Here is a 24,601-nt window from a genome sequence, read left to right as displayed (position 1 = left end):
CTGACATAACAATTCCTCTCCATCTCAGCCTAGTTGACGACAAATTCCGCATGCAATGCTCCAGCAGCATTAATGCTCTTTAAAATGTCGATCATATCGCGAGGTGAAACTCCCAATGCATTCAGCCCTGCCACGACTTCGGAGAGTGAATTTCCGCTTGGTACTTCGGCCATCTGAATACCTGGTTCTTCCGTGATAGATGCCTCGGTTCTTGGAACTACGACAGTTTGACCTTCTGCGAATGGATTCGGCTGAACGGCTACAGGAGCCTCTTGCACTCTCAAAGTAAGATTGCCCTGACTAACGGCAACACGGGAAATGCGAACGTTTTCGCCCATAACGATTGTGCCAGAGCGCTGATCAACGACAACCCGCGCTCGCTGTTCCGGCTCTACCTCGAGATTTTCTATCCGGCTCATCACATGTGCTGTAGAGCGCTGGCCTGTCAAACCGACATCAAGTGCAACGGTCCCCGAATCCTGCATCGCTGCGACATTGCGTCCAAAAGCGTTATTTATGACGCTTTCAATTCGGCTGGCGGTTGTAAAATCGGGCGTACGCAACGCAAGCCTAAGTCGATCTAGACTATTGAACTCGAAAGCAATTTCGCGTTCAACATGCGCACCGGATGGGATAGAACCAGATGTCGGAACACCTTGCGTAACCGTTGCTGCATCACCTTGAGCAGTTGCACCACCCGCAATAATTTCACCTTGGGCCACAGCATAGATCTCGCCATCCGCGGCCTTCAGCGGCGTCATAATGAGCGTCCCCCCCAAAAGACTGGTCGCATCGCCAATAGCAGAGACAGTCACATCGATCGAACTTCCAGCACGGGAGAACGGAGGTAATTCGGCTGTTACCAGAACAGCAGCGACGTTTTTCGGCCGCGACGTTTCTCCGGTAACGTTAACGCCCAATCTCTCGAGCACATTCGTCATAATTTCTTCAGTGAAAGGCGCGTTACGTAGGCCGTCACCGGTCCCGTTGAGACCGACGACCAGACCGTAACCGACGATGTCATTACCTCTAACACCGTCAAACTCGACCAAATCCTTAATGCGAATAGGGGACGCCCAAGACACAACGGGCATGACAATCAGTAACAAAGCGAAGATGATGCGCATTAGATATAGTCCGCCAGCGTGAGTTGAGAAAGACGCGATGTGATTTCGTAGAGCGTTTCGAGTTGCGTCTGAGCTGCAATCAGAGCCGTCGATGTCTCATACGGCTCGGCCGTAATCAGGTTATTGCGTGCAATCTCAAGGCTGCTTGCTTCAGCGTCGTTCCGCGTAGCAGTATTGGCAATTGTTTCCTCAATCGCGCCCACCTTTCCGCGTGTCGTAGAAATATTCACTGAAGTCGCGGTGAGCACGGTTCCCCCCTCAACAAGTAGAGCAGACCGGGTGGAGAGATCCAAAGCATTATCGTCGTTTGCAGCGATACGTGCCAGCATAGCACCCTTCAGAGACTCCCGGATCTCCGATGCGGCTGCGGTGAGATCCAACTGAACGGTTTCATTTTCGGATATACGTACAGCACCCTGACTATTGTCAGAACCAAGATAAGATTGATCGAGATATCCACCGCCACCGGCGGGCGCGTCAAAGAATGCATTCACAGCTGCAATGATTCCGTCGCTTGTGGTGTCCCCACCGATGTAAGCCATTACCTGCTCATACATTTCGTCCGCGCTCACGACGGCCGGAGTGTCGATCGCGGCACCGCTGAAGACAAAACGGCCAGCGACAGACGAATTCAAAGATGAGACGATCATCGAAAGGCTGCTTTCGCCTTGCGCCGAGAGCGTTTCGACAGAGGTCTGATCTCCCGTGGATCCGATTGAGATCAACTCCGGTCCAAGAGAGATTGCATAGTCTTGGATCGTTTCCAAGGAGTTCTGCATCATCTCTGCTGTCAGGGAGATCTCAGTCGTCGCCAGACTATAGGATTCAAGGTTATCCAAGCTGCGCGAGATAGCAGAAAGTTGGGTATAGTCCCCGCTGACCGCCTTCCCAACATCCGACTTCAGACCAGTGGTCGCCTCTTCACTAAGAGTCGTCACCAGTGTCTTGAGGCTCGTATTGTGCTTACGCAGTGAATAGGCCTGCGCCATATCGCCAACGGAATAATAGCTCATGTCAGAGATCCAGTAGTTCTTGCATTAGACTATCCAGCGTTTGCATTACTTTTGCGTTAGCAGCATAGGATTGCTCGATCACAAGTAGCGATTGCAGCTCCTGATCTGTATCGACCCCGTTGGAAAGCTCTTCCTCGACCAAAGCCTCCTGCTTGGCGGTAGTGTAACTTTCTGTCAATTCAGCGCTTTGACGGGCCGTTGAGTAGTTCGACAACAATTCTGACATCAGACCGGAGGCGGAATAGCTACTGCCACCGAATGCTGACGAAGAGGCTGCGCGGGTCGCACTCAAGGCATCTGCGATATTATTGAGGATCGTACTATCACCCACGTCGCCTGCCGTCGTCGCGTAGATACCGTCACGGACACGCCAGACTTCTCCTCCTTCAGAAGGGTCAATTGCAGCGTTGACCTCGATTCTGCCTGCAATTCCCAACTCGTCAGCGGTATCGAAGGCCGAGCCGGAATCGGTAAAGAAGCCAGCGCTTCCCGTTGTGATCGTCGTGTCGACATCGGAAGAGCTCAAACGTTCGATCAGGTCTCTTGCCACGGTATCGAGCTGTTCCTGTGCAGCCGGTGCCAATTCGTCTCGCACTGCGAAAAGCGCCGAGAGCGTGCCACCACCAAGTGCCCCATCCTCCGTCGTGTTAATTTCTTTGCCGTTCACAGTCAGACCAGAGAGCGTACCGCCCTCTAAAGAGAAATTCGCGGCCATCCGGCCGGTTTCGGTAAATCCAACCTCGTAGACCTTGCCGTCAAGCAAAGTTGCGCCGTTGGAAGTATAGATGGCTACCTGACCATTATCGCGCTCTTTGATTTCGAGAGGGACAATTTCTGAAATCTGGTCGATCAAAGCCTGGCGCTCGTCCATCAAGGCCGTCGCATCACGGCCATTCGTCGTAGCCTTTAGAATCTCGTCGTTCAGATCATCGACTTGGTTCAGAGTGGTATTCAAAAGATCGACTTGGTTAGCGATCTGCTTATCCGCACTCAGACGGATGTCGTTGATTTCATCCGACATCGAATTCAACTGCTCGGCGACTGCCTTTGCGGTGTTGACCACCGTCGTCAAACGACCTGTGCTATCGGGCGAGCTCGCAGCCTCGACCAGCGCAGATTCAAAGCTTGCCATCTTTGCCGAAAGAGAATTGGCGTCGGTCGGATCACCAATCATATCCTCGACTGACGCATAGAAATCGGCGGTTACGCTTGCTTCACCAGCCGCAGCATCCGCAAGACGGCGGTCCTGAAGCAGGCTTTCGTTCACCTGACGGGAAATCCCGTCTATTTTCACACCATATCCAACACCGCCAGAGGAGACAGCCGAGGTTTCGACAGTCCGCCGCCCGTACCCTTCCGTCATTGCATTCGCAACGTTGGACGAGACGACTTGGGCCATCTTGCTCGAGACGGTCAGCCCCGAAAGCGCGTTGGTAAAGGCAGCGGAAAGTGACATCTTCTGTCTCCTCAGAGATGAATTATCTCAAGATCAGCGTTTGATATTGGTGGTTTCTTGCAGCATCTCGTCCACGGTCTGGATGACCTTCGCATTGGACGAATAGGCACGCTGCGTCTGGATCAGGTCCGTCAGTTCTTTGGCCACATCAACGGCGGACCCTTCACGGGCATACCCCTCGATGCCGCCGGTCGGGCCATCCCCTGCATTCCACAGGAAGAAGCCACCGGATTCGCCCGAAACCTGGAAGGTCTGGCTATCGAGTGCGGTCAAACCATTGGCATTCGGCACATCTACCATCGGGATCTGGTAGATCGTTCGAATGAAGCCGGTGTCATAGGTCGCATTCACATACCCGTTTTCGTCAACCTCGACCGAGGTCAGGCTGCCTACAGGCGAACCGTCGCGGGTCACTGAAGACGGCGAGAACGTATCGGACAGCTGCGTCAGGCCATTCGTGCCATATTGCGTGCCCAAGTTGATCTCGATCGGGCCACCTTCAACTTCGACCGTGATAATACCGGTCGTCGCGTCCCAATCGGTGCCCGCGGTCGACGTGCGCGTTACATCGGACAGCGTCCCGCCATTGATCCGGTCATCCGCGAATTGCAGAGTGTAGGTCCCAACGATATTGGCATCGGGATCCGTGCTGGTATCAATCGCCGAATCACGGATTTCCATCGTCCATTCGTTCGAGGCGCCTGCAGAAGGCACGGTGGGGGTGAAGGTCACCTCCAGCGTCTCGGAAGTGCCGAGGTTGCCGTAATACTCAACCGACAGCGTCTGGGCTTCGCCCGTCGCATCCGCCTCGGTATCAACGGCCGGAAGGTTCACGCCCATATTGATTTCGGTCGTGGGGTCACCCGCCGTCTGGTTCGGATTGATGACGATCGGTTCGAGACCTGCCGTCGAATCGCGCGGATAGCTCGGGATAGTCCCGTCTGCAGTTGCGGGCCAGCCAAGCAGAACCAAGCCGGATTCAGTCCGCAGGATACCGTCCTCATCGGTCGAGAACGAGCCGGTCGTCGTCATCATCAAGGTCTGGTCTTCAGTTCCGTTCTCGACAGCCGTCGCCGTGGTCACCGGAAGGAAGCCGCGGCCAGTCACGGCCAAATCAAGTGCGTTCGACGTGCTGACAAGGCTCGCACGTTCATCGATCAGGCGGTTGGTCGTGGCGGTCACACCCCCGGCGCTATAAGAGCCCGCGGTTGAAGAAATGACCATGCTTTCGAACTCGGTATTCACGCGCTTGTACCCGTAGGTTGACGAGTTGGCGATGTTGTCCGAGATTGCCGAGAGCTTGGTAGAGTTCGCTGCCAGGCCGGCAACGCCTGCATTAAGCGAGGAGGAAATCGACATTTATGCGCCTTTCTGCTGCTACGTGTCGTTCGATCTCCAGCAGATTTGCCTTAGCCCTCTTAAGATCACCCTAACGAATAAAATTCTTACTGAAATTGCCTCCTCACCGGAGCGAGGAGGCGCCAGATCAGTTACGCAAAAGGATGATTTCCAGCCGGTTATTCCGGATCGACATCGGAATATCACTGGCAGGCTTACGATCTGCGAATCCTGTAACCCGTTGGATTCTTTTTGTTTCAAAGCCGTCCTGCTGCAGAAGCTTCCGCACCTGCTGCACCCGCTCTGTCGAAAGATCCCAGACCGGATTTGTTCTGAGCATTTCCGGGTAGGAACGGGTAAACCCGTTAATGGCTACCTCGTTGGGCACAAGCGTAAAGACACGAGAAACCATGGCGACCAGCTCTTCGAGAATCGGTTCAGGTGTTCCTGTTTCGGGCGCGAAAAGCGGCTCGTCGACAAGATCGAAGAATTCGACAATGAGCCCCTCATCGGTGACCTTCGTCACGATATGCTTGGCCAACTGGTCGGTGACCATGGACTCGCCGCCCACACCCATCAACGCTTCCTCGATCTTGGCCGCGACCTGGTCGAATTCGGCAGAATCGCTTTCATCCTTCGCCTCCGAACCGTTCTGGCCTTTGGCCTGACGCTGCTCGGTTGGAAGGTTCATCGATGCGCCGGTGCCCATCTGGGCAATCGTCTCCTCGGAGAAAACGGAATCGCCGCCGAAGGAACCATCTCCGCCGCCGGAAATCCGGTTTACGGCAATCGTCGGGTTGAAATAATCCGCGATCCCTTTGCGCTGTTTCTCGGTTGTCGCGTTCAACAGCCACATCAGAAGGAAGAACGCCATCATCGCGGTCACGAAATCCGCATAAGCGACCTTCCATGCGCCGCCGTGATGCCCGCCACCGCCAGACACCTTCTTACGTTTAATAATAATCGGGGCCTGATTATCACCAGAGCTCATGCCACCACCTCGTTTTCACCCGAGTTGGTTCTAGCAGAGCACAATTAAACACTGTTTAACGTTTAAAATGCGTGGTATTTAAGCCTCACTCGAAGTCGTGCGCTTGTATGCGCGCCCCACTCAGCTAAATTACCCGATATGAATATGACGGAAGATCACAGCAAGCTGATGGCTTGCCCGCATTGTGATACGCTGCACCATCTCTCTGACCTCGAGGAGAATGAACGCGCGACCTGTGCCTGCTGCGGCACGTTGCTGATCGCTCCGCGCCATCGGTCCTTCCTGCATGTCGTCGCACTGTCCTTTACCGCCATGATCCTGATGGTTGCGGCATTCTGCTTTCCGTTTCTCGAGATTTCCACGCGCGGGCTCTCGCATGAAAGCTCCGTCCTCGGCGCCGCAGCCGCCTTCTCGGGCGGCTGGTTCGCCCTCCTTTCGGCCGCGACGGTGGGGGTGATTATCGGGGTTCCCGTCTTCCGCTTCGGCGCGTTGATCTATGTCCTGCTGCCGCTCAGCTTCGGACATAAGCCATGGCCAAAGGCCCGCGGCATTTTCCGTCTGGCCGAGCGTCTGCAGCCATGGTCCATGGCCGAGATCTTCATCATCGGTACGGCTGTCGCACTTGTCAAAGTCGGTGGCCTGGCCACCATCTCCTTCGGGCCCGCCTTCTGGGCCTTCTGCGCGCTGATCATCGTTATGGCGCTAAAAAACAGCTTTATGAGCAAGTGGGTAATATGGGACGCCATCGGGAAGAACTGAGATATCTGTCTGCGACGGATGCAGGGCTGATCGGGTGCCGTCAATGTGGCCGTGTCTGGCCCGAGGACCATGCCCGTTGCGAGCGCTGCGGTGCGAGACTGCATCCGGTCAGTCTCAAATCCCTCGACAAGGTCTGGGCCTATTGGTGGGCGGGGCTCATCGCCTATATCCCCGCCAATGTCTATCCGATCATGCATACGAAATTCCTTGGCTCGGATACGCCCTCCACCATCATCGGGGGGGTGCTGACGCTTGTGGGCCACCACAGCTACGGCATCGCGGCCATCGTCTTTGTCGCCTCGGTCTGTATCCCGATCGCGAAATTCATTGCCGTCGCCTATCTGGCCCTCTCGGTGAAATCCGGCACGGCACAGCCGAATGCCTCCTCGGACGGGCACAAGCGGCTCGTTCTCTACGAGATTGTGGAGTTCATCGGCCGCTGGTCGATGATCGACGTCTTCGTTGTGGCGATCCTCTCCGCCCTCGTCCAGCTGGGCTTCGTGGCCTCCATCCATCCGGGCTCGGCGGCCGCCGCCTTTGCCCTGTCCGTGGCATTCACCATGCTCTCGGCCCAAAGTTTCGATCCACGCCTGATCTGGCGTAGCGTAGAAAGACCCAGTTCCGAATGACCGAAGTTCCCAAACCCGCCGACCTGCAGAAAACGCAGGCCAAGAAACCCCTCTGGGCCCGCCTGTCACTAATCTGGCTGGTGCCGATTTTCGCGCTGCTCGTCACGGGCTATGTCGCATGGCATACCTATTCCGACAGGGGCGCGCTGATCTATGTCGATTTCAAGGATGCCACAGGCATCACGGCCGGGGAGACCGTTCTGAAATACCGTGAAGTGACGGTCGGCACCGTTGAGTCCGTGGGTTTCACCAATGATCTCAGTGGTGTTCGCGTGGGGATCCGCGTCCATAGCGATGTCTCGAAATATATCGACAAGGATGCACGCTTCTGGATCGTCAAACCGGAATTCTCGGCACAGGGGATCTCGCGGCTCGACACCGTCCTCTCGGGGGGCTTCATTCAAGGATATTGGGATAACAAACCCAACGGTGCCCAGAGCGAATTCGAAGGTCTCGACAAGGCCCCGGTGACCGAAGACCCCAATTCGGGCACCCAGATCATCCTGCGCGCGCGCGATGCGGGCGGGCTCGCCGAGGGCGCGCCGGTCATCTATCGCGGCCTCACCGTCGGCAAGATCCAGAACCTGCGTCTGGACGAGGGCGGCAGCGGCGTGCTGATCGATGCCTTCATTAACAAACCCTATAACTCGCGCCTGACCACCACGACGCGGTTCTGGGACGCCTCGGGTATTTCGGTCAATCTCGGCACCAGCGGTGTCTCGGTCAACATGCGCTCGCTCGCCTCCATCGTGCAGGGCGGGGTCGAATTCGATACCTTGGCCACGGGCGGCAGCTTCATCCAGAACGGCTTCCCCTATCGCCTCTTCAGCGACGAGAACGAGGCCCGCAACTCCATCTTCGGCGGCGAGTTCTTCGAGCCGGCCCGCTATACGCTGCTCTTCGACGAGCCGGTGCAGGGCATCGAGATCGGCACCAAGGTCGAGTTCCGAGGCGTCGAAGCGGGTGAGGTCACCGACCTGTCGATCAAGGTCGACGAGGATAGTCTTGGCACCAAATATGCGCGCCAGCAGGTGGTTATCTCGCTCTCGCCCGAACGTCTGGGTCTGGAGCGCAACACCGATAACGACATCGTCACGCAGTTCCTGCAGAACGAGGTCGCCAACGGCCTACGCGCCCGCATCACCGGCAGCGGCCTGCTAGGCCAGACGCTCGTGGTCGAGCTGACCGATGTGCCGGACCGGCCGCAAGCGGAGATGGACACCTCCGCCTCGCCCTACCCGACCATCCCGACCGCACCACAGACGGCCAACTCGCTGGCCACCTCGGCGGAAGGTGTGTTCAAGCGGGTCGAGAGCCTGCCGATTGAGGAACTGATGACCTCGGCCACGCAGATGTTCCAGTCGATTACCGCCATTGCCGGTCAGGATCGCACCAAACAGATCCCCGACGAGCTTGCCGGCACGCTGGGCGAGATCCGCAGCCTCGTGAACGATCTGAACGCCAACGACACCGGCAAAAAAGCCTCGGAGGCCATCGACAACGTCTCGAAAGCGGCAGACAGCGTGATGACCCAGATCGACGGGCTCAACGATACGCTGGCCTCCGCCGACCAGGCGGCGCAACGGATCTCCGAGATGCCGCTGGGCGAGATCGGCGACAAGGTCGACGGTATTCTGGGCGATCTGCGCAAGATGCTGAACAGTCAGGGCGCCGAAGATCTGCCGCAGAACCTCTCCGATACGCTCAACCAGCTGGCACAGTTGCTGCGCGAGCTACGGGAGGGCGGTGTTGCCGAGAAACTCAACGGCACGCTGACCGCGGCACAGGATGCAGCAGGTTCGATCCAGTCGGCGACCGATCGTCTGCCCGCGCTGACGAAACAGTTGCAGGATCTGACGACGCAGGCGCAAGGTCTGGTGGGCGCTTACGGAGATCGCTCTACCTTCAACTCGCAGGTCATGGACACGCTGCGCGACCTCCGCCGCACGATCGATGCGGTCGGCTCGCTGGCGCGCATGATCGAACGTAACCCGCAAGCCTTCATTACGGGGCGCTGAGGATGAATGTGATGAAACCAACGACCCTATCGTGCATCGCGGCCGCGCTTGTGGCGCTTGCGGCCTGCTCCAACCCGCTGGATACGGCGCAATATGCCATCGATCCGCCCACGGCCAAGGACACGCTTCCCGACCGTCTGGGCCGCGCCGAACTGCGCGAGATCTCCCTGCCCGATTACGCCTCGGGTCAGGAGATCGCCTTCCAGACGGCAGATGGCGCGCTGCGCTCGAGCCCCGACAATATCTGGGCAGATGCGCCGCGCCGGTCGATGACGCTGGCGCTGGCACGCCAGATCTCCGAGATGTCGGGCGCCACCGTCGTGGCGGAACCCTGGCCGCTGGCCTCGGAACCGCAGCGCCGGATCGAGGTGCGTGTGGAACGGTTCATCGCCGCAGCCGATGGGGCCGTGCACTTGGACGGGGTCTATTATGTCTCGCCCGCCAGCTATTCCGCCTCGGGCGGGGACACGGTGCACCGTTTCGCCATCGCGGTGCCAATGAATGGCCCCACCGGCAAGGATGCCGATCCTGGTCTGATCGCCCGCACCCAGAGTGCCGCTCTCAGCCAGCTGGCGGCACAGATCGCCCAACTCAAATAGCCCAAAAAGAAAAGGCCCCGAAATCGGGGCCTTTTTTACGGAGAAATCGTCCTCACAGGCTTTCGAATTTGCCGAATTTGCCATGGGCAAAGAGCATCGGCTCACCCGTTCCGCTGGCAAAGCGCAGGACGCGTCCGATAATGATCGTATGGTCGCCGCCCTCATGCATCGTCTCTGTCATACAGTCGAAACGCGCATGATAACTGTCCAGAACCGGCACATTCTCGGTATTGAACCCATGCGGCAGCCCGTCGAAACCCTTCCCGTCGCGCCCGAAGCGCGAGATCAGATCGGCCTGCCCGTCATGCAGCACATGGATCGAGAAGGCCTTGGCGGCGGTGAAATGCGCATGCCTCACCGAGGCCCGCGCCGGAGACCACAGCACAAGCGGCGGATCGAGCGACACGGAGGCGAAACTATTGGCCACGATCCCTAAAGGCGCAGCCTCCGGCTCGTCGCGGCGCGCGGTGACCACGGTCACGCCCGTCGCAAAGCGCCCCAGAGCCGTTCGCAGCGACCGGATATCCGCCGGATTTGCCAGCTGGACGCTCCCGCTCTCTTCAGCTGCCCCAATCGCTGCGTCTATTCTATCGCTTTCCGTCATTGTGATCCCGTCTGTTTGCCGCTGAGCAACAGATAACCCGTCCTCCCGGCGGTGCAACCCTTTGTATCACCCTGCCGTGAGACAGACAGGGGCCGCTTCTGTCCGGTGTAACTGCAGACGGCCCGCATTTTGGACCCTACGCGAAAAAGGTGCATATTTTTTGTTCATTTGATTATTTTAACCCCGTTTTCTCTGACAATCCCCCCTTAGGCTTTGAGGAAAGTCGCGAAATCGCGGAGAGTGGAGATACGGAATATATGCTTCTTTCCTTCAGGTTCCTGCAAAGGCACCCATAGAGCTGTCTGATCGAAGCCGGTCCTCCTCCCCCGAAACCGGTCAGACAGCTCTCCTCCCTCCCTGAAAGCCTCACTCCTGTTTACGCAGCTTCTCGATCTTTGCCTGATCGCGGAGCTGTTCGTCGATCCGGGTCAGCGCCATGTGCTGGCCGAAGCGCCGCGCCGAACGCTGGCGCGCCTGTTCGACCTGCGCATCCATGCCGCGCTTTTCCTTCTCCAGCGCGGCCACCTTGCGGCCCGCCCAGGAGCGATAGGATTCGATCATCTTCAGATCGGTCATATCCTGCACCGGCTGACGCAGAGCAGTGCTGGCCGAAGCGTTGATCTCGCCCTGTTTCATTGCCAGCAAGTCCTGTGCCTGTTTCAGTCGCGCCAGCTTCCCCAGTTCGACGTCTTTCATCATCGCTGCAATAGCGATCATCCGTGAATATCCCTGCTGGCTCATGCGCCCCTCCTCTGCCGCGCGCGCTGGCGCATCTTGTCCGCAAAGCGGATCGCCGCTGCCACCGGCTTGTAATGCTCGGTCTTGATCTCGTCCCCGATATCGAGCGTCGCGTAAAGCGCGCGCGTGGTCGGCGGATCGCGATGGATCGGAATATTGTTCTCGGCGGCGATCTCGCGGATCTTCAGCGCGATATCATCCACCCCTTTGGCGATGCAGACCGGCGCACGCTTGGCCGCGCGGTCCCATTTGAGCGCGACGGCATAATGGGTCGGGTTGACCAGAACCACATCGGCCTTCGGCACTTCACCCATCATCTGGTTCATCGCGATCTCGACCCCGCGCTGACGGCGCTGTGCCTTCATATGCGGGTCGCCCTCGGCCGATTTCATCTCGTCCATCAGTTCCTTGCGGGTCATCTTCTGGCGTTTCAGGAACTCGTAGCGTTGCCAGAGATAGTCGATCGTGCTGATGACCACCGCCAGAAGCGTCACAAGCGCCAGAAACTCGAGGATGATATGCATCAGGTCTTTGGTGGCCAGGTCAACGCCAACCCGCTGCGAGATCAGTATCCGGTTGATATGGCGCGAGATAAACCAACCGAGTAGAACCGAGACAACCACCAGCTTCACGAAGCTTTTCACGAATTCGAACAGCCCCGTCGGCCCGAATTTCTGCTTGGCATTGGCAAGCGGGTTGATGCGGCTGCCTTTCGGCATCAGCTTGTCCGGTGCGAAGACGATCGCCTTCTGAACCAGCAAGGCCGCCAGAACGAGCACCATCGGCACGATGAACCACATCACCAGCGGCGTCACCACCTCACCCAGAATGGCTCCGGCAACGGTCGAGGCCCCCGAGTCCATCTGCTCCTGCAGCATATCGGCCTTGCCCAGAAAATCCATCAGGCGGGAGCCAAGCGTCATCAGCGTATTGCCCCCGAACGCATAGGATGCCAGCAGCACGCCAGCATAAGAGGCCGCAACGGTCATCTCGGCGGATTTGACAAGGTCGCCCTTCTCGCGGGCCCGATCCAGCTTCTGCTGTGTGGCCTCGTATTCCTTTTCACTTTCGTCTGAATCCCCGCTCATCGCATCACCGACAGGGGATTGAAGAGGAAATCACCGAAGGCCTCACGCCAGACAACCAGCCCCGTGGGGAGCGCAACCGCCATGAGGAGGATCCCGCCCAGAGTGATGGCGGGAGCGCCGACCATCGCCACCATCAGCTGCGGCATGGCGCGGTTGATGACCCCGAGCGCGGCGTTATAGACGAGCCCCAGAACCACGAAGGGCATGGCAATGGAGAAGGCCAGACGGAAGGCTTTTGCCACCCCTGCCACGCCCCAGTCACGCACCAGATCGGGGGCCGGAAACTGCGCGAAAGGGAAGGCCTGATAGGACCCGATCATCAGCTCGGCCGCTTGCACATGCAGCCCCATCGCAAAGGCCAGCGCCACCCCCGCCATCGACAGCATGAAGCCCACCGCCGGCTGGGATTCACCGCCCATGCCGAACATCTGCGCAAGCGACGTGGCCTGCGCGATGATCATTCCTGCGGTCTGCAGCGCATACATGAACATCCGCATGATCACCCCGATCAGCAGCCCGATCGCGGTCTCGGGCAGGATAACATCCAGACCGATCTCATGCGGCAGGCCCATCAGATCGGGGCTGACCGCGGGGGCCACAACTGCCGTGAAGGCCAGCGCCATCGCCAGTTTCACGCGGGTCGTCAGGTAGCTCTCACCGAAGCCCGGCATGACCGAGACCATTGCCCCCACCCGCAGGAACACGGCAAACGCGATCATGAAGCCCTGATGGGTCAGATCCAGCACCTGCGCGGCAAGATCGATCATACCGGCACCACCCCGAGCATCGCGGGTTTCGCATCCAGACCGATTTCCTCGAAGGACAGAACAGGCGCGGCAATGCCCTTTGCTCCGAGCACGGTCTTGATATAGCGCCGCCGGCGCGCCGAGGTCACGATGGCCGGGAACACGCCCTGCTCGCCCACCCGCGCGATCCGTTCGGCGATGTTATTGACCAGCCGCGAGAATTTCTCGGGCGGCAGCGCGATATCGCCATTCCCGTTATTGTCCGGCAGCTGATAGGCACTGAAGGTCTCTTCCCATTCGGGGGCCAGTTGCAGAAGCGGCAGCGTGCCATCCTCTCGCCGGTATTCGGCCACAAGCTGGAAGCCCAGACGCTGGCGCACATGCTCGGTGATCATCTCGGGCGAGGACATGCCCCGAGCCTCGGCGATCGCCTCGACGATCAGCAGGAGATTGCGGATCGACACCCGCTCTTCCAGGAGCAGCCGCAGAACGGCCAGAAGCATGTCGATGGACACCTTGTCGGGAACCAGCTCGTCGAGGATACGGCGGTTGGCCTCGCCTCGTGCCGGATCGCTGAGATTGCCCACCTCTTCGAGCAACCGGCGAAGCGCCCTGAGCGTCATCAGACGGCCGAAATTCGATTTGATAACCTCGAGGAGATGGGTCGCCAGCACCTCGGTCGGGCTCACCACCGTCGACCCGCTGAGCGCCGCTTCTTCCTGTGCATCCTGCGGCACCCAGCGCGCGGGCGCGCCATAGACCGGCTCGCGCACATTCTCGCCTTTGGGCAGCAGTTCGGCATTATCGGCCAGAAGCGCCAGCACCTTTTCCGGATAGAGCCTGTCACGCGCCTGCTCGACCCCCTGAATACGGATACGGTATTCACCGGGCGCCAGTGTGGAATCGTCGGTCAGCCGGATCTCGGGCAGGATAAGCCCGAAACTCGAGGCCACATGGTTGCGCATATTGTTGATCCGCACATCAAGGCCGGTGGCAGGATCAAGCGCCATCGCCACCAGATCGGCGGAGAACTCGACATGGATATCATCCACATCCAGCACATCACCCATGGATTTTTTCTTCTTGGGTTCGGGCGGCGGCACGCGCATTGCGGCCTTCGCCTCCTCTTTGCGGGTTTTCTTGTGCAGGTAGAAGGCCGAACCTCCCAGCGCGGCAGCCCCCAGCATGAAGGGCGTGAAGGGCAGGCCCGGCACCAGAGCGAAGAGCGCCATCAGCACTCCCACGGTGATCAGCGCCGGCGGATATTTCGAGAGCTGGCCGAACAGATCGCTATCGGCCGTGCCGCTTGCGCCGCCACGCGACAAAAGGATCGCGGTGGCGATGGAGATGATGACGGCGGGGATCTGGCTGACCAGACCATCGCCCACGGTCAGGATCGCGTAGGTTTCGAGCGCGCTCATCAGCGGCATCCCGTGCACCGCCATGCCGATGGTCAGGCCGACGATCATGTTCAACAGCGTGATCATCAGACCCGCAACCGCATCGCCCTTCACGAATTTCGAGGCCCCATCGAGCGAGCCGAAGAAGGTCGTCTCCTTCTGCTCGCGCTCGCGCCGTGCGCGCGCCTCGGCGTGATCGATAGCACCGGCGCTCATATCGGCATCGATGGCCAGCTGCTTGCCCGGCATCGCGTCGAGTGCGAAACGGGCGCCCACCTCGGCCATCCGGCCCGCGCCCTTGGTGATCACGATGAAGTTCACGATCAGGATCACGCAGAATACCACAAGGCCGATCAGGACCGAGCCGCCCATGATGAAGTTCGCAAAGCCCTCGATCACGCCGCCTGCGGCGCCGGTGCCGGTATGACCCTGCCCGATGATCAGTTTGGTCGAGGAGACGTTGAGCGAGAGCCGCAGCATCATCGATGTCAGCAGGACCGTCGGGAAGGACGAGAAATCGAGCGGCCGCTCGATGAACAGCGTCACGGTGAAAATCAGGATGGCGATGGCAAAGGATACCGCCAACCCCAGATCCAGCACCCATGACGGCACCGGAAGGATCATCATCACGATGACCGCCATCAGGGCGAGGGCCAGAAGGATCGTCGGCTGGAAGATCTGCGCGATGGTGAGTTTCACGGCTGCTCCTCCGCAATCTCGAGATCATCGCTACCGGCGGAGATATCCTCCATCGGCTCCATCATCGGCGGTGCGATGGCAAAAAGGCTCCCCGCAGCGGTCGAAGAGGCTGCCGTGCCCTGCTGGAAGAAAGGATAGGTATTGATCCGGGGCTCGGGAGGCTCTTCCGCCTGCCTGTCGGCCCGCAGCACGCTGCCATCGGGAAGCTGCGCGATCTCCGGCATCTGCGGAAGATCCGGCAATGCATCGGGGTCATCCGAGGATGCCGGATCGTTCCAGACCGACATCAGATCGGCACGCAATGCCGAGAGCGGCGCATCCTCCGCAAAAGCCCCGGACGAGAGCCCGAGGAGACCGAGTAAAAAGACAGCCACCAGCCGCCGGAATTCAACCATGGGATTCGCCCCGCAAACGCAATTCTTGCTTTGTGGGACGCTAGGCCGAAATCGTTAGCAATTGGTAACCAGCGACTTTTATTAAAGTTTTATAGGATGTCAGTTCCGCAGCTGTGCCATGAAATCCGCATGCAGCTCGGGCGGCGCAACAACCAGCCCGTCTTCCTGACATTCAGGGCGGTTGAACCCGAAGGGCTCGCCCAGACGGTTGGTCACGGTGACCCCTGCCCGCTCGGCAATCAGACTGGCTGCGGCCACGTCCCATTCCCAGGATTTCCGCATGGAAATCGTCGCATCGAACCGGCCTTCGGCCACCAGACAGAGCCGCCATGCCATCGACGGCCGCAAAGAGCGCTTGTAGCCCGGGAACCCGTTCAGCCAGATCCCCGGATCATCGCTGAATTTCGAGGTCAGCACGGTCGCGCCGCGGATCCGCGTCGCGTTGCTGGGCCGGATCGGCGTCCCGTTGAGAAGCGCAGGGCCATCGGCTGTCGCGGTATAGGTCAGCGCAAGGGCCGGCATATGCACCACGCCCGCCACCACGCGCCCGTTCTCGACCACCGCAATCGCCTGTCCAAAGCCCGGATCTTCATTGAGGAATGCCCGTGTGCCATCAATCGGATCGATGATAAAAACACGTTCGTTTTCAAGCCGCTCGGTGCTGTCCACGCTTTCTTCCGAAAGCCAGCCGTAATCGGGCCGCGCGCCCCGCAACCGCGCTTCGAGGAAGTCGTTCACCGCCAGATCGGCCTCGGAGACAGGGCCCGCATCGGCAGGCTTGTTCCACGCCTCGGGCGACTGCTTCCAGTATTTCAGCGACAGATCCCCCGCCTCGCGGGCGACACTTTCCAACAGTTGCAAATCGTCTCGATAGTTACTCACCGGCAAGCGTCAACCCCTCGACCAGAAGCGACGGCACCACATGGCTCAGATGGGTGCGTGCGTCATTCGCGGCCACAAGCCCCCTCAGCATATCGCGCAAATTACCCGCGATGGTGCATTCATTCACCGGATAGACGATCTGCCCGTTCTCGACCCAGAACCCGCTGGCCCCGCGCGAATAATCGCCCGTATTGGGGTTGATCGTCGCGCCAATGAACGAGGTCACCAGAAGTCCGGTGCCCATCTCGGCCAAAAGCTCGCTTTGGGATTTCGTTCCTTGGGTCAGGGCGATATTGCCCGCCGCCGGCCCCGGCGCCGAAGACAGACCGCGGGAGGCATTGCCGGTGCTTTCCAGCCCCAGTTTACGTGCGGTCGCCAGATCCAGCGTCCAGCTTTTCAGGATCCCGTTCTCGACGATCACCCGCTTGGCGGTCGGCAGACCTTCGGCATCGAACGGACGCGAGCCCTGCACACGCACGCGATGCGGGTCCTCGAGAAGCGACATCCCCTCGGGCAGGACCTGCTCGCCCATCGCATTTCGCAACCATGACGACCCGCGCGCCACAGAGGAACCGTTCACCGCCGAGAGTAGATGCGAGATCAGGCTCGACGACACCCGCTCGTCGATCATTACCGGATAGGCTCCGGTTTTCGGGCGGCGCGGGTTCTGGCGGGCCACAGTGCGTTCTGCGGCCAGACGGCCAACCTCTTCAGGGCTCGGCAGATCGGATTGGAAGATGCGGCTTTCACCTGCGTAATCACGCTCCATCTTCAGGCCCTCACCCGAGATCGCCACGCCCGAAAGCCCGCGCGATGAGCGCGCGTAGCCGCCCGAGAAGCCATTGCTCGCGGCCAGCTCGACTCGCTGACGGGTGAAGGAGGCCGAAGCCGCCGAGACCTGAGTGATCCCTTCCACGCCCAAGGCCGCAGCCTCCAGACGCAGCGCATCCTCTTCCAGCGCCTGCGCGCTCGGGTCTTCGGTTGGATCGTTCAGCTCGAGCACCGCCAGATCCCAGTCACGCGCCAGCTGCGAGGGGTCGGCAAGCCCTGCATAGGGATCTTCGGGCGCGATACGGGCCATAGTGACGGCGCGTTCGGCCATATCACCAATGGTCCGGTCGGAAATATCGGAGGCCGACACGCAGGCCTGACGCCCGCCGATCAGCACGCGCAGACCGATCTCCACGCCCTCGGCGCGCTCGGCCTGTTCCAGAGCTCCCTGCCGCACGTCGATGGACACGGCCGTGCCATCCACCGCCATTGCATCCGCAGCTTCCGCACCGGCCTTCTTGGCCGCGTCCAGAAGCCGGGCTGTCAGATCGCTAAGATCGGTACCAGACATGGGATCTCCTTCCGTCAGATGGCAAGACGCCCGGCGCGGGCCGGGCGACTCACACGAGTTTGATTGCTCTTACTGGATAGTTTGGCCGTTTGCCAGAATATGCCCGTCTTGGGTGAATTCCAGATCGGTCTCCATCGCATCGTCGCCGGTTGATCTTGCATATAGCCCGAGAATCATCTGGGCAAACATTGCCTGATCCTGCGGTAGAAGCCCCATCTCGGTCAGCGTGCCCATCAGACCCTTGGCCCCGCTCAGCGCCAGATGCACCTTACCCACAGGCCACGGCATTGCAGAACCGCCATCGAAGGTCACCGCACCATTGCCCGTCAGGTCGAGCCCCACCGCATTGAGATGCAGCATATCGAGATTGAGATCGCGCAATTCGCCCGGCGAGACCGGCAGCTGGCCGAAATTCTCGTCAAAGAGATCCTGATTGACCTTGGCATGGCCCGACAGCTTCAGCTCCAGCTGCGCCGGATCATGCGGCAGCTTGCCCTGCGGGTCCAGCATCCGCCAGATCTGGTCATCAAGCGTCACACCTTTCAGGGCCAGATCCACCCCGAAAGGCTTGAGTGCATCGCCTTTGGTCGTTGGGAAGCTCAGCCCGCCTTCCGCATGGTCAAGCCCGAAGGATGCCTCGAAGGGCATATTGGGGGCCAGCACATCCATTTTGATCGCGTCACCAATGGCATGATAGCGAGCAGTGCCATCCATCATGCTGACAGTCTGGCTGCCATGATCGGCCGCGAAATGGATCTTGGCATCGCCATCCTCGGACTGGGTCTCCAGATCGAGTTTGATCGGGCCGGTCGTGCTATCGAGCTGGCTCGACACACCGGGCGCGCCATAGGCCCCTACGGCTTCGAGTTTCACACCGGCAGGGATCGCCGTTGCCATCTTGCTATCGATCTGTTGTGCCCCGCCCGAAACGGTGAAGCTGCCACCGGCCGGATCGGTGCCTTTGCCGTTCAGCGAGGCGCTGTCGATATGATAGCTGCCCGTCTGCTGCGAGCCCTCGCGCAGATCGACGGTATAATCCCCCTTCACACCGGTCAGCCCGAAGGTCAGATCGGTCGGAAAATCGGCCTCGGGCTGGTGGACGGTCTGGCGCATCCCCAGCGTCAACGCCTCGAGCCCCATCTGGTAATGCACATTCTTCGGGTCGCCAGAGGCCACGATATCATCGCCCGTCAGATCGAACTCGGTCGTGGAGCTGACGAGATCCTTGCCATCACCGCCTACGGTTTTGCCCACACCCTTGATCTGGTCGGACACATCCACGCGCACACGCCCGTCACCGATCTCGATGAATTCGATCTGCGGAACCGTAAAGCTGTTGGAGGTTTTCACCTCATCCGTCACGTTGTTATCGCGCGCAAGGGTGATGCCGGAAACCGTCAGGCCCTTTTCGGTCGGCGTCACGGATCGGGCAGAGACCTCGAAGCCCATGCCGCGATAGAGATCCTGCACATTTTCCCAAACATCCTGCGCCGTCACATCCGCGAAACCGGCGCTGCCGATCATTGCCAGACAGGTCGCGGTTACCGCAACCCCAGTAATCCGAGCCATCAAAAGCCCCCTTCAACGAAATTTCGCCCACAATCCAGCCTGCCGCCCGCCGCGTCAACCCCGTCCGCCCGACCGGACCGATCATCTTCTCGTTGTTACACGGCGTCGTTTGCCTCCAAAGAAAAAGCCCCGGCGCGAACCGGGGCTTCGGGATCATCTGATCGATAGATCAGTAACGGTAATGCTCGGGCTTATAGGGGCCCTCTACCGTTACACCGATATATTCGGCCTGATCGGGCTTCAGTTCGGTCAGCTTCACGCCAATCCGAGCCAGATGCAGACGGGCGACCTTCTCGTCGAGCGCCTTGGGCAGGATGTAGACGCCCGGCTGATAGTCCTCGCCCTTTGTCCACAGCTCGATCTGCGCCAGAACCTGATTGGTGAAGGAGGCCGACATCACGAAGGACGGGTGACCGGTCGCGTTCCCGAGGTTCAGCAAGCGGCCTTCGGACAGAAGGATGATACGGTTGCCCGAGGGCATCTCGATCATATCCACCTGTTCCTTGATATTGGTCCATTTGTGGTTCTTCAGAGCCGCAACCTGGATCTCGTTATCGAAGTGACCGATATTGCCGAGGATCGCCATATCCTTCATCTCGCGCATATGCTCGATGCGGACAATGTCCTTGTTGCCGGTGGTGGTGATGACGATATCCACATCAGCGATCACGTCTTCCAGCAGCACGACCTCGAACCCGTCCATCGCGGCCTGAAGCGCGCAGATCGGGTCGACTTCGGTCACCTTCACGCGGGCACCTGCACCACGCAGCGAGGCTGCCGATCCTTTACCCACATCGCCATAACCGCAGACAACAGCGACCTTACCCGCCATCATCACATCGGTCGCGCGGCGGATGCCGTCCACGAGCGATTCCTTACAGCCGTATTTATTGTCGAATTTCGACTTGGTGACGGAGTCGTTGACATTGATCGCGGGGAAGGGAAGCTGGCCCTTCTTGTGCAGATCATAGAGGCGGTGCACGCCGGTGGTGGTCTCTTCCGACACACCCTTGATCGCGTCGCGGGTCTTGGTGAACCAGCCCGGGGATTGCTCCATACGCTTTTTGATCTGCGCCTTGATGACGGCTTCCTCTTCCGATTGCGGCACGGGAATGATGTCCTCGCCCGCCTCGGCGCGCGCGCCAAGCAGAACGTAGAGCGTCGCGTCACCACCATCATCGAGGATCATATTGGCGCCTTCAGGGAACTGGAAGGAGCGGTCAAGATAATCCCAGTGCTCTTCCAGCGACTGGCCTTTGACGGCAAAGACCGGAACACCGGACTCGGCAATGGCCGCTGCCGCGTGATCTTGGGTCGAGAAGATGTTGCACGAAGCCCAGCGGACATCCGCGCCAAGAGCCACAAGGGTCTCGATCAGCACGGCTGTCTGAATGGTCATATGGAGCGACCCGACGATACGCGCGCCCTTGAGCGGCTTGGATGCGCCAAATTCGCTACGGCAGGCCATCAGGCCCGGCATTTCGGTTTCAGCAATGTCCAGCTCTTTGCGCCCGTACGGTGCCAGAGCGATGTCCTTGATCGCATAATCAGCCATGGTCGGCTCCCAACTTATATCTGTTGGAAGCCTACCTAGCACTCAGGCTGGCTTTCGGCAATTGAACGCCGGCAATTAACGTGGTCACTTATCCCTTAACGGGAAGAATTTCGGCGCTTTCGAGCATAGCAACGGGGCTGTCTCCACGCTCCCAATCCATACCCGAGGACAGCACGCAAGCCACACCATCCGCGCGATTGTAGATGGCAGTCCATGTGCCCATCACATCGGAGGCCCAGAACTCGATCGAGCGTTGATCGCCAATCTTGCGTTCCATACGCATATTCTCGGCGAAATCATGGTTGAGGGTCGCGTCGAGCGTGACCGGCTGGTCGCAATAGGGAACGTTGGTGACCTGATCATCGCCGATCTGCTGGATCTCGTCAAAGAGCGACAGATCGCCATTGCCATAGATCGGCCCCATCGGACCATCCATCGGGCGGCCCATATCGGCCTCCCCCATATCACCCTGATAGGCAACATCCTGAACATCATGTGCAGTTGCTGGCTCGGCCTGCGCTGCTGCCGTTCCGATCTGCGGAATCTCCATCTCGATCGCTCCCAAGCCATTGACCTTGGACATGGCGACCGTAACGGGAAGTGCCACCGCAAGAGCGGAAGCGGCGGTGAGTGCTGCAATTTTCTTCGGGCCGAGGCGCATGATGTTCCTCCTTACGTCCTGTTCGTGACCTCAACGCGCCGTGTCCGTATTTGTTCCCGAATTGCTGGTTTGACGTCATATCCGGCCTGAATCAGGCACAAAGCTCTCCCGCACCGCCACATATGCGCCGCGTGGAAGAGGTCTTCCCCTAGCCTGTAAAAACCTGATAATCCCGACCAGCCCGATGGGAGCCATCAGCCGCCCGGCGCTTGGATCGACAATAGGGCCCGAGTGATTTCAAATGGGTTAAGTGACGTTAACGTCATAGGGCCTGCGGGAGAAAATAGTGACAATAAAGGTAAACGCCAACCGGCCCGCAACCCATCGCAAAGCCATCATCTTCTGCTGTGACAATGGCTATCTGCCTTACGCGGCGCTCGCGGCAGAGCAGATCCTGAACTCGACGCCGACCCATGATTTCGATATCTGCATCGCCTTCAACGAGCGTCCCGTCACCATCCCCGAGAGCCTTGCACATTTGGGCATCCGTTTGCTGAAGGTCGATATCGGCACGATGTTCGAGGGACTCCGGCTGGACGCGGGCAAAAGCCATGACGTCTATCTGCGCCTCGCACTGCCGCAGGCGCTGGCCGACGACTATGACCGCATCCTCTATATGGATTCCGATATCTATGTGCAGGGCGGGGATTTCTCGGCGCTGATGGCGACCGATCTGGGCGACCGGCCTCTGGGGGCCGTGCGCGACAATATCCAGTGGCGCAGCCCGGGTCGCCGCGCGACCCAGTTCAAGCGGCTCGGCCTGCCGGCTGCGCCCTATTTCAACGCCGGTGTCCTATTGATGGATGTGGCCAACTATATCGCGAGCGGGCTTCTGGAGGCCTGTCTGGATCTGGGGCGCCGCGAAGCCCCGCGGATGATCCGCCACGACCAGAACCTTTATAATTCGGTGCTACAGGGCAACTGGGCCGAACTCAGCCCGTTCTGGAACTGGCAATATAGCTGGGCGGCGCGGTTCTTCTGCGATGTGCAGGGGCCGAATGTCATCCATTTCATCGGAAATTCCAAACCGTGGAAGGACAAGGACGGGCAATTCCCGCCCCGCTTCCGCCAGCATTACAGCCGCTTCATCCGCACCCATTTCCCCGAGCATGGCGATTGCCACATCCCCGAGGCGCAGCTGCCCCCTGATGGTGCGCGCATGCGCAAGATGCTGATCAAGCATCTTCTCTCCTCGAAGGCGATCGCCCGCTATCTTGCCCGCTTCCCCACCGATCTGACGGTGATCAAATGAAACGCGCATGGCAAAGGATGCTCTCGGGGCGCAGGCTGGATCTCTTGGACCCGACACCTGTGGATATCGAGATCGAGGATATTGCCCACGGGCTGTCCTTCGTGGCGCGCTGGAACGGGCAAACCATGGGGGACTGGGCCTATTCGGTGGCCGAGCATTCCATCCTCGTCGAGGAGATCTTCGGACTTCTCTATCCCAAGGCACCGCCCAGAGAGCGGCTCGCCGCCCTTCTGCATGATGCGCCCGAATATGTGCTGGGCGATATGATTTCGCCGGTGAAAGCGGCAATAGGGCAGGATTACGGCATCCTTGATGCTCGGCTGACAGCGGCGATCCATCTGCGCTTCGGCCTGCCCGCGCAGATCAGCCAGCAGCTCAAGCGCCAGATCAAGCGGGCCGATATCGTCTCGGCACGGCTCGAGGCAGAGCGGATTGCCGGCTTTTCCACGGAAGAGGCCGACAAGATCTTCGGCAAGGTCAAACCCGCGCTGGCAGAACAGCTCCGGCTCCAGCTACGCCCGCCGCGCGAGACGCGCGAGGCGTTTGTCGCGCGCCATAACAGCCTGCTCGAGGCGTTCTAATCAGGCTTTGCGGATCGTATCGCCGGGCTGCAGCACCGGCTCCAGCACGATTTTCTCGCCGCCGATCATCCCGCTATGTGGCACGCCGGCAATGATCTCGGCCGCCTTCAGCCCGATCTCGCGGCGGCAGGAATCCATCGTCGCCAGACGGCGCGAGAATCCATCAAGAAGACGCAACCCGTTGAACCCCGCCATCCCGATTTGACCCGGCACGTCATAGCCGTTATCAAGGCACCAGAGCATGCCGCCTGCCCCGATCATGTCGTTCGAGTAATAGAGGAAATCGAGATCGGGCGAGCGTGTCAGGATGGCCTGGGTCATCTCGCGCCCCTTGGCGAGCGCCGAGCCACCGCCATAGAATTCCTCATCCGAGATCGTGAGCCCCACCGCGGCGAGCCCTTCCTTGAAGCCTTCGAAACGCTTCCGTGCGCGGTGGTCCTCGGGCATCTTGGAGCCAAGGAAGCCGATCTTCTTGTAGCCTGCCGCAACGATCGCCTCGGCCATCTGCAGCCCTGCGCGGCGATGCGAGATCCCCACAACGGAATCAACGCCCTCGCCATCGGCATCCATGATCTCGACCACCGGAATGCCGGCGTTTTCCAGCATCGCCTGTGCCGCCTCGCTATGCTCGAGCCCCGCGATGATCACACCTGACGGGCGCCAAGACAGCATCTCGTAAAGAACGCTTTCCTCTTTCTCGGGCGAATAATCGGTCACGCCCACAACAGGTTGCAGGCCGCTGCCCTCGAGCCCGTCGGAAATCCCCGCAAGCACCTCGGGGAAAACGAGATTGCCGAGGGACGGGATGATCACCCCCACAAGATTGACCCGCTGCGAGGCAAGCGCCCCCGCGATCTTGTTGGGCACATAGCCAAGGCTCTTGGCCGCCTCCAGAACCCGCGCCCGCGTGCTGGCCGAGACATCGCCACGATTGCGCAGCACACGGCTGACCGTCATCTCGGACACGCCGGAGGCTTCGGACACATCGCGCAGGGTCAGCGGGCGTCGCGTATCGTTGGGCGTTCTGGTCACGGGCATGTCCTCAAAAGCTGTTTATTCTTGTTAGCGCCAAATATTTGTCTTGCGCAAGGGCAACAGCCGCGCTATGTTAGCGATAACAGGAAGGGCGAAGACTCCAAAAGCCCTGACTGATATAGGC

General features: G+C 59.6%; 23 protein-coding genes. 6 read left to right on the top strand and 17 right to left on the bottom strand.

Annotated elements, in window-relative coordinates:
• Positions 1 to 29 precede the first annotated feature (29 nt).
• The 5 genes from ABEB22_RS06160 to ABEB22_RS06140 form a co-directional block, all read right to left on the bottom strand.
• Positions 30 to 1,127 (bottom strand): flagellar basal body P-ring protein FlgI, encoded by a 1,098-nt coding sequence (locus ABEB22_RS06160; protein ID WP_339113757.1) that lies wholly within the window; start codon positions 1,125 to 1,127, stop codon positions 30 to 32.
• On the bottom strand, positions 1,127 to 2,140 hold the full coding sequence (locus ABEB22_RS06155; RefSeq protein ID WP_406871065.1) for a hypothetical protein: 1,014 nt from the start codon (positions 2,138 to 2,140) through the stop codon (positions 1,127 to 1,129). Before ABEB22_RS06155 ends, ABEB22_RS06160 begins: the two co-directional genes overlap by 1 nt.
• 1 nt (position 2,141) lies before the next feature.
• The gene (flgK, locus tag ABEB22_RS06150) at positions 2,142 to 3,596 is read right to left on the bottom strand and encodes a flagellar hook-associated protein FlgK (RefSeq protein ID WP_350938347.1); all 1,455 of its coding nucleotides are present in this window, start codon (positions 3,594 to 3,596) and stop codon (positions 2,142 to 2,144) included.
• 33 nt (positions 3,597 to 3,629) lie between these two features.
• On the bottom strand, positions 3,630 to 4,955 hold the full coding sequence (locus ABEB22_RS06145) for a flagellar hook-basal body complex protein (RefSeq protein WP_339113760.1): 1,326 nt from the start codon (positions 4,953 to 4,955) through the stop codon (positions 3,630 to 3,632).
• A gap of 127 nt (positions 4,956 to 5,082) precedes the next feature.
• Positions 5,083 to 5,925 (bottom strand): flagellar motor protein MotB, encoded by an 843-nt coding sequence (locus ABEB22_RS06140; protein ID WP_339113761.1) that lies wholly within the window; start codon positions 5,923 to 5,925, stop codon positions 5,083 to 5,085.
• A gap of 144 nt (positions 5,926 to 6,069) precedes the next feature.
• Here ABEB22_RS06140 and ABEB22_RS06135 point away from each other — a divergent pair, with 144 nt between their 5' ends.
• The 4 genes from ABEB22_RS06135 to ABEB22_RS06120 are packed head-to-tail and all read left to right on the top strand — an operon-like array spanning position 6,070 to position 9,930.
• The gene (locus ABEB22_RS06135; RefSeq protein ID WP_339113762.1) at positions 6,070 to 6,684 is read left to right on the top strand and encodes a paraquat-inducible protein A; all 615 of its coding nucleotides are present in this window, start codon (positions 6,070 to 6,072) and stop codon (positions 6,682 to 6,684) included.
• Positions 6,660 to 7,313, top strand: coding sequence for a paraquat-inducible protein A (locus tag ABEB22_RS06130; RefSeq protein WP_406871064.1), 654 nt, complete (start codon positions 6,660 to 6,662; stop codon positions 7,311 to 7,313). Before ABEB22_RS06135 ends, ABEB22_RS06130 begins: the two co-directional genes overlap by 25 nt.
• Positions 7,310 to 9,331, top strand: a complete 2,022-nt coding sequence (locus ABEB22_RS06125; protein ID WP_406871063.1) for an intermembrane transport protein PqiB — start codon at positions 7,310 to 7,312, stop codon at positions 9,329 to 9,331. The genes ABEB22_RS06130 and ABEB22_RS06125 overlap by 4 nt, the downstream gene beginning before the upstream one ends.
• A gap of 11 nt (positions 9,332 to 9,342) precedes the next feature.
• Positions 9,343 to 9,930: a PqiC family protein gene (locus ABEB22_RS06120; protein WP_339113765.1), complete on the top strand. Its 588-nt coding sequence runs from the start codon at positions 9,343 to 9,345 to the stop codon at positions 9,928 to 9,930.
• Positions 9,931 to 9,982: 52 nt separating this feature from the next.
• On the opposite strand, the gene ABEB22_RS06115 is transcribed toward ABEB22_RS06120, so the two are convergent.
• From ABEB22_RS06115 to ABEB22_RS06065, 11 genes are all read right to left on the bottom strand, one after another.
• A complete protein-coding gene (locus ABEB22_RS06115) occupies positions 9,983 to 10,534 on the bottom strand; it encodes a flavin reductase family protein (RefSeq protein WP_406871062.1) in 552 nt (183 codons plus the stop codon).
• A gap of 366 nt (positions 10,535 to 10,900) precedes the next feature.
• Positions 10,901 to 11,275, bottom strand: coding sequence for a hypothetical protein (locus ABEB22_RS06110; protein ID WP_339113767.1), 375 nt, complete (start codon positions 11,273 to 11,275; stop codon positions 10,901 to 10,903).
• Positions 11,272 to 12,360 carry a flagellar type III secretion system protein FlhB gene (locus ABEB22_RS06105; protein ID WP_339113768.1) on the bottom strand — a complete coding sequence of 363 codons (1,089 nt, stop codon included), beginning with the start codon at positions 12,358 to 12,360 and terminating at the stop codon, positions 11,272 to 11,274. The genes ABEB22_RS06110 and ABEB22_RS06105 overlap by 4 nt, the downstream gene beginning before the upstream one ends.
• Positions 12,357 to 13,127 carry a flagellar biosynthetic protein FliR gene (locus tag ABEB22_RS06100; protein ID WP_339113769.1) on the bottom strand — a complete coding sequence of 257 codons (771 nt, stop codon included), beginning with the start codon at positions 13,125 to 13,127 and terminating at the stop codon, positions 12,357 to 12,359. The genes ABEB22_RS06105 and ABEB22_RS06100 overlap by 4 nt, the downstream gene beginning before the upstream one ends.
• Positions 13,124 to 15,148: a flagellar biosynthesis protein FlhA gene (flhA, locus tag ABEB22_RS06095; RefSeq protein ID WP_406871129.1), complete on the bottom strand. Its 2,025-nt coding sequence runs from the start codon at positions 15,146 to 15,148 to the stop codon at positions 13,124 to 13,126. Before flhA ends, ABEB22_RS06100 begins: the two co-directional genes overlap by 4 nt.
• A gap of 53 nt (positions 15,149 to 15,201) precedes the next feature.
• Entirely contained in the window at positions 15,202 to 15,600 is a 399-nt protein-coding gene (locus ABEB22_RS06090) for a hypothetical protein (protein WP_339113771.1), read from the bottom strand.
• Between the two features lie 99 nt (positions 15,601 to 15,699).
• Complete coding sequence (locus ABEB22_RS06085; RefSeq protein WP_339113772.1) at positions 15,700 to 16,461, bottom strand: 3'(2'),5'-bisphosphate nucleotidase CysQ; 762 nt, start codon at positions 16,459 to 16,461, stop codon at positions 15,700 to 15,702.
• Positions 16,462 to 16,474: 13 nt separating this feature from the next.
• On the bottom strand, positions 16,475 to 17,824 hold the full coding sequence (locus ABEB22_RS06080) for a TldD/PmbA family protein (RefSeq protein ID WP_339113773.1): 1,350 nt from the start codon (positions 17,822 to 17,824) through the stop codon (positions 16,475 to 16,477).
• A gap of 69 nt (positions 17,825 to 17,893) precedes the next feature.
• On the bottom strand, positions 17,894 to 19,393 hold the full coding sequence (locus ABEB22_RS06075) for a hypothetical protein (RefSeq protein WP_406871061.1): 1,500 nt from the start codon (positions 19,391 to 19,393) through the stop codon (positions 17,894 to 17,896).
• A 169-nt stretch (positions 19,394 to 19,562) separates the two neighbouring features.
• The gene (gene ahcY, locus ABEB22_RS06070) at positions 19,563 to 20,948 is read right to left on the bottom strand and encodes an adenosylhomocysteinase (RefSeq protein WP_339113775.1); all 1,386 of its coding nucleotides are present in this window, start codon (positions 20,946 to 20,948) and stop codon (positions 19,563 to 19,565) included.
• An 88-nt stretch (positions 20,949 to 21,036) separates the two neighbouring features.
• Positions 21,037 to 21,609 (bottom strand): hypothetical protein, encoded by a 573-nt coding sequence (locus tag ABEB22_RS06065; protein WP_406871060.1) that lies wholly within the window; start codon positions 21,607 to 21,609, stop codon positions 21,037 to 21,039.
• Positions 21,610 to 21,895: 286 nt separating this feature from the next.
• Here ABEB22_RS06065 and ABEB22_RS06060 point away from each other — a divergent pair, with 286 nt between their 5' ends.
• The gene (locus tag ABEB22_RS06060) at positions 21,896 to 22,861 is read left to right on the top strand and encodes a glycosyltransferase family 8 protein (RefSeq protein WP_406871059.1); all 966 of its coding nucleotides are present in this window, start codon (positions 21,896 to 21,898) and stop codon (positions 22,859 to 22,861) included.
• Positions 22,858 to 23,442 (top strand): hypothetical protein, encoded by a 585-nt coding sequence (locus ABEB22_RS06055; RefSeq protein WP_406871058.1) that lies wholly within the window; start codon positions 22,858 to 22,860, stop codon positions 23,440 to 23,442. The genes ABEB22_RS06060 and ABEB22_RS06055 overlap by 4 nt, the downstream gene beginning before the upstream one ends.
• Here ABEB22_RS06055 and ABEB22_RS06050 read toward each other — a convergent pair whose 3' ends face one another.
• Complete coding sequence (locus ABEB22_RS06050; RefSeq protein ID WP_339113779.1) at positions 23,443 to 24,480, bottom strand: LacI family DNA-binding transcriptional regulator; 1,038 nt, start codon at positions 24,478 to 24,480, stop codon at positions 23,443 to 23,445.
• Positions 24,481 to 24,601 lie beyond the last annotated feature (121 nt).

The organism is Thioclava sp. 'Guangxiensis' (assembly GCF_045348365.1).
In the GTDB taxonomy this organism is placed as follows: domain Bacteria; phylum Pseudomonadota; class Alphaproteobacteria; order Rhodobacterales; family Rhodobacteraceae; genus Thioclava; species Thioclava kandeliae.
The sequence above is the reverse complement of the archived record's forward strand: the minus strand, read 5'-3'. Positions and strand labels throughout refer to the sequence as shown.

What these genes read in the sequence shown, in the direction of transcription:
- ABEB22_RS06110 (WP_339113767.1), bottom strand. Translation starts at nt 11,275, where the DNA reads ATGAGCCAGCAGGGATATTCACGGATGATCGCTATTGCAGCGATGATG.
- ABEB22_RS06115 (WP_406871062.1), bottom strand. Translation starts at nt 10,534, where the DNA reads ATGACGGAAAGCGATAGAATAGACGCAGCGATTGGGGCAGCTGAAGAG.
- ABEB22_RS06135 (WP_339113762.1), top strand. Translation starts at nt 6,070, where the DNA reads ATGACGGAAGATCACAGCAAGCTGATGGCTTGCCCGCATTGTGATACG.
- ABEB22_RS06105 (WP_339113768.1), bottom strand. Translation starts at nt 12,360, where the DNA reads ATGAGCGGGGATTCAGACGAAAGTGAAAAGGAATACGAGGCCACACAG.
- ABEB22_RS06065 (WP_406871060.1), bottom strand. Translation starts at nt 21,609, where the DNA reads ATGCGCCTCGGCCCGAAGAAAATTGCAGCACTCACCGCCGCTTCCGCT.
- ABEB22_RS06080 (WP_339113773.1), bottom strand. Translation starts at nt 17,824, where the DNA reads ATGTCTGGTACCGATCTTAGCGATCTGACAGCCCGGCTTCTGGACGCG.
- ABEB22_RS06145 (WP_339113760.1), bottom strand. Translation starts at nt 4,955, where the DNA reads ATGTCGATTTCCTCCTCGCTTAATGCAGGCGTTGCCGGCCTGGCAGCG.
- ABEB22_RS06125 (WP_406871063.1), top strand. Translation starts at nt 7,310, where the DNA reads ATGACCGAAGTTCCCAAACCCGCCGACCTGCAGAAAACGCAGGCCAAG.
- ABEB22_RS06140 (WP_339113761.1), bottom strand. Translation starts at nt 5,925, where the DNA reads ATGAGCTCTGGTGATAATCAGGCCCCGATTATTATTAAACGTAAGAAG.
- ABEB22_RS06100 (WP_339113769.1), bottom strand. Translation starts at nt 13,127, where the DNA reads ATGATCGATCTTGCCGCGCAGGTGCTGGATCTGACCCATCAGGGCTTC.
- ahcY (WP_339113775.1), bottom strand. Translation starts at nt 20,948, where the DNA reads ATGGCTGATTATGCGATCAAGGACATCGCTCTGGCACCGTACGGGCGC.
- flhA (WP_406871129.1), bottom strand. Translation starts at nt 15,148, where the DNA reads ATGGCGGTCATCGTGATGATGATCCTTCCGGTGCCGTCATGGGTGCTG.
- ABEB22_RS06090 (WP_339113771.1), bottom strand. Translation starts at nt 15,600, where the DNA reads ATGGTTGAATTCCGGCGGCTGGTGGCTGTCTTTTTACTCGGTCTCCTC.
- ABEB22_RS06055 (WP_406871058.1), top strand. Translation starts at nt 22,858, where the DNA reads ATGAAACGCGCATGGCAAAGGATGCTCTCGGGGCGCAGGCTGGATCTC.
- ABEB22_RS06130 (WP_406871064.1), top strand. Translation starts at nt 6,660, where the DNA reads ATGGGACGCCATCGGGAAGAACTGAGATATCTGTCTGCGACGGATGCA.
- ABEB22_RS06050 (WP_339113779.1), bottom strand. Translation starts at nt 24,480, where the DNA reads ATGCCCGTGACCAGAACGCCCAACGATACGCGACGCCCGCTGACCCTG.
- flgK (WP_350938347.1), bottom strand. Translation starts at nt 3,596, where the DNA reads ATGTCACTTTCCGCTGCCTTTACCAACGCGCTTTCGGGGCTGACCGTC.
- ABEB22_RS06120 (WP_339113765.1), top strand. Translation starts at nt 9,343, where the DNA reads ATGAAACCAACGACCCTATCGTGCATCGCGGCCGCGCTTGTGGCGCTT.
- ABEB22_RS06155 (WP_406871065.1), bottom strand. Translation starts at nt 2,140, where the DNA reads ATGAGCTATTATTCCGTTGGCGATATGGCGCAGGCCTATTCACTGCGT.
- ABEB22_RS06160 (WP_339113757.1), bottom strand. Translation starts at nt 1,127, where the DNA reads ATGCGCATCATCTTCGCTTTGTTACTGATTGTCATGCCCGTTGTGTCT.
- ABEB22_RS06075 (WP_406871061.1), bottom strand. Translation starts at nt 19,393, where the DNA reads ATGGCTCGGATTACTGGGGTTGCGGTAACCGCGACCTGTCTGGCAATG.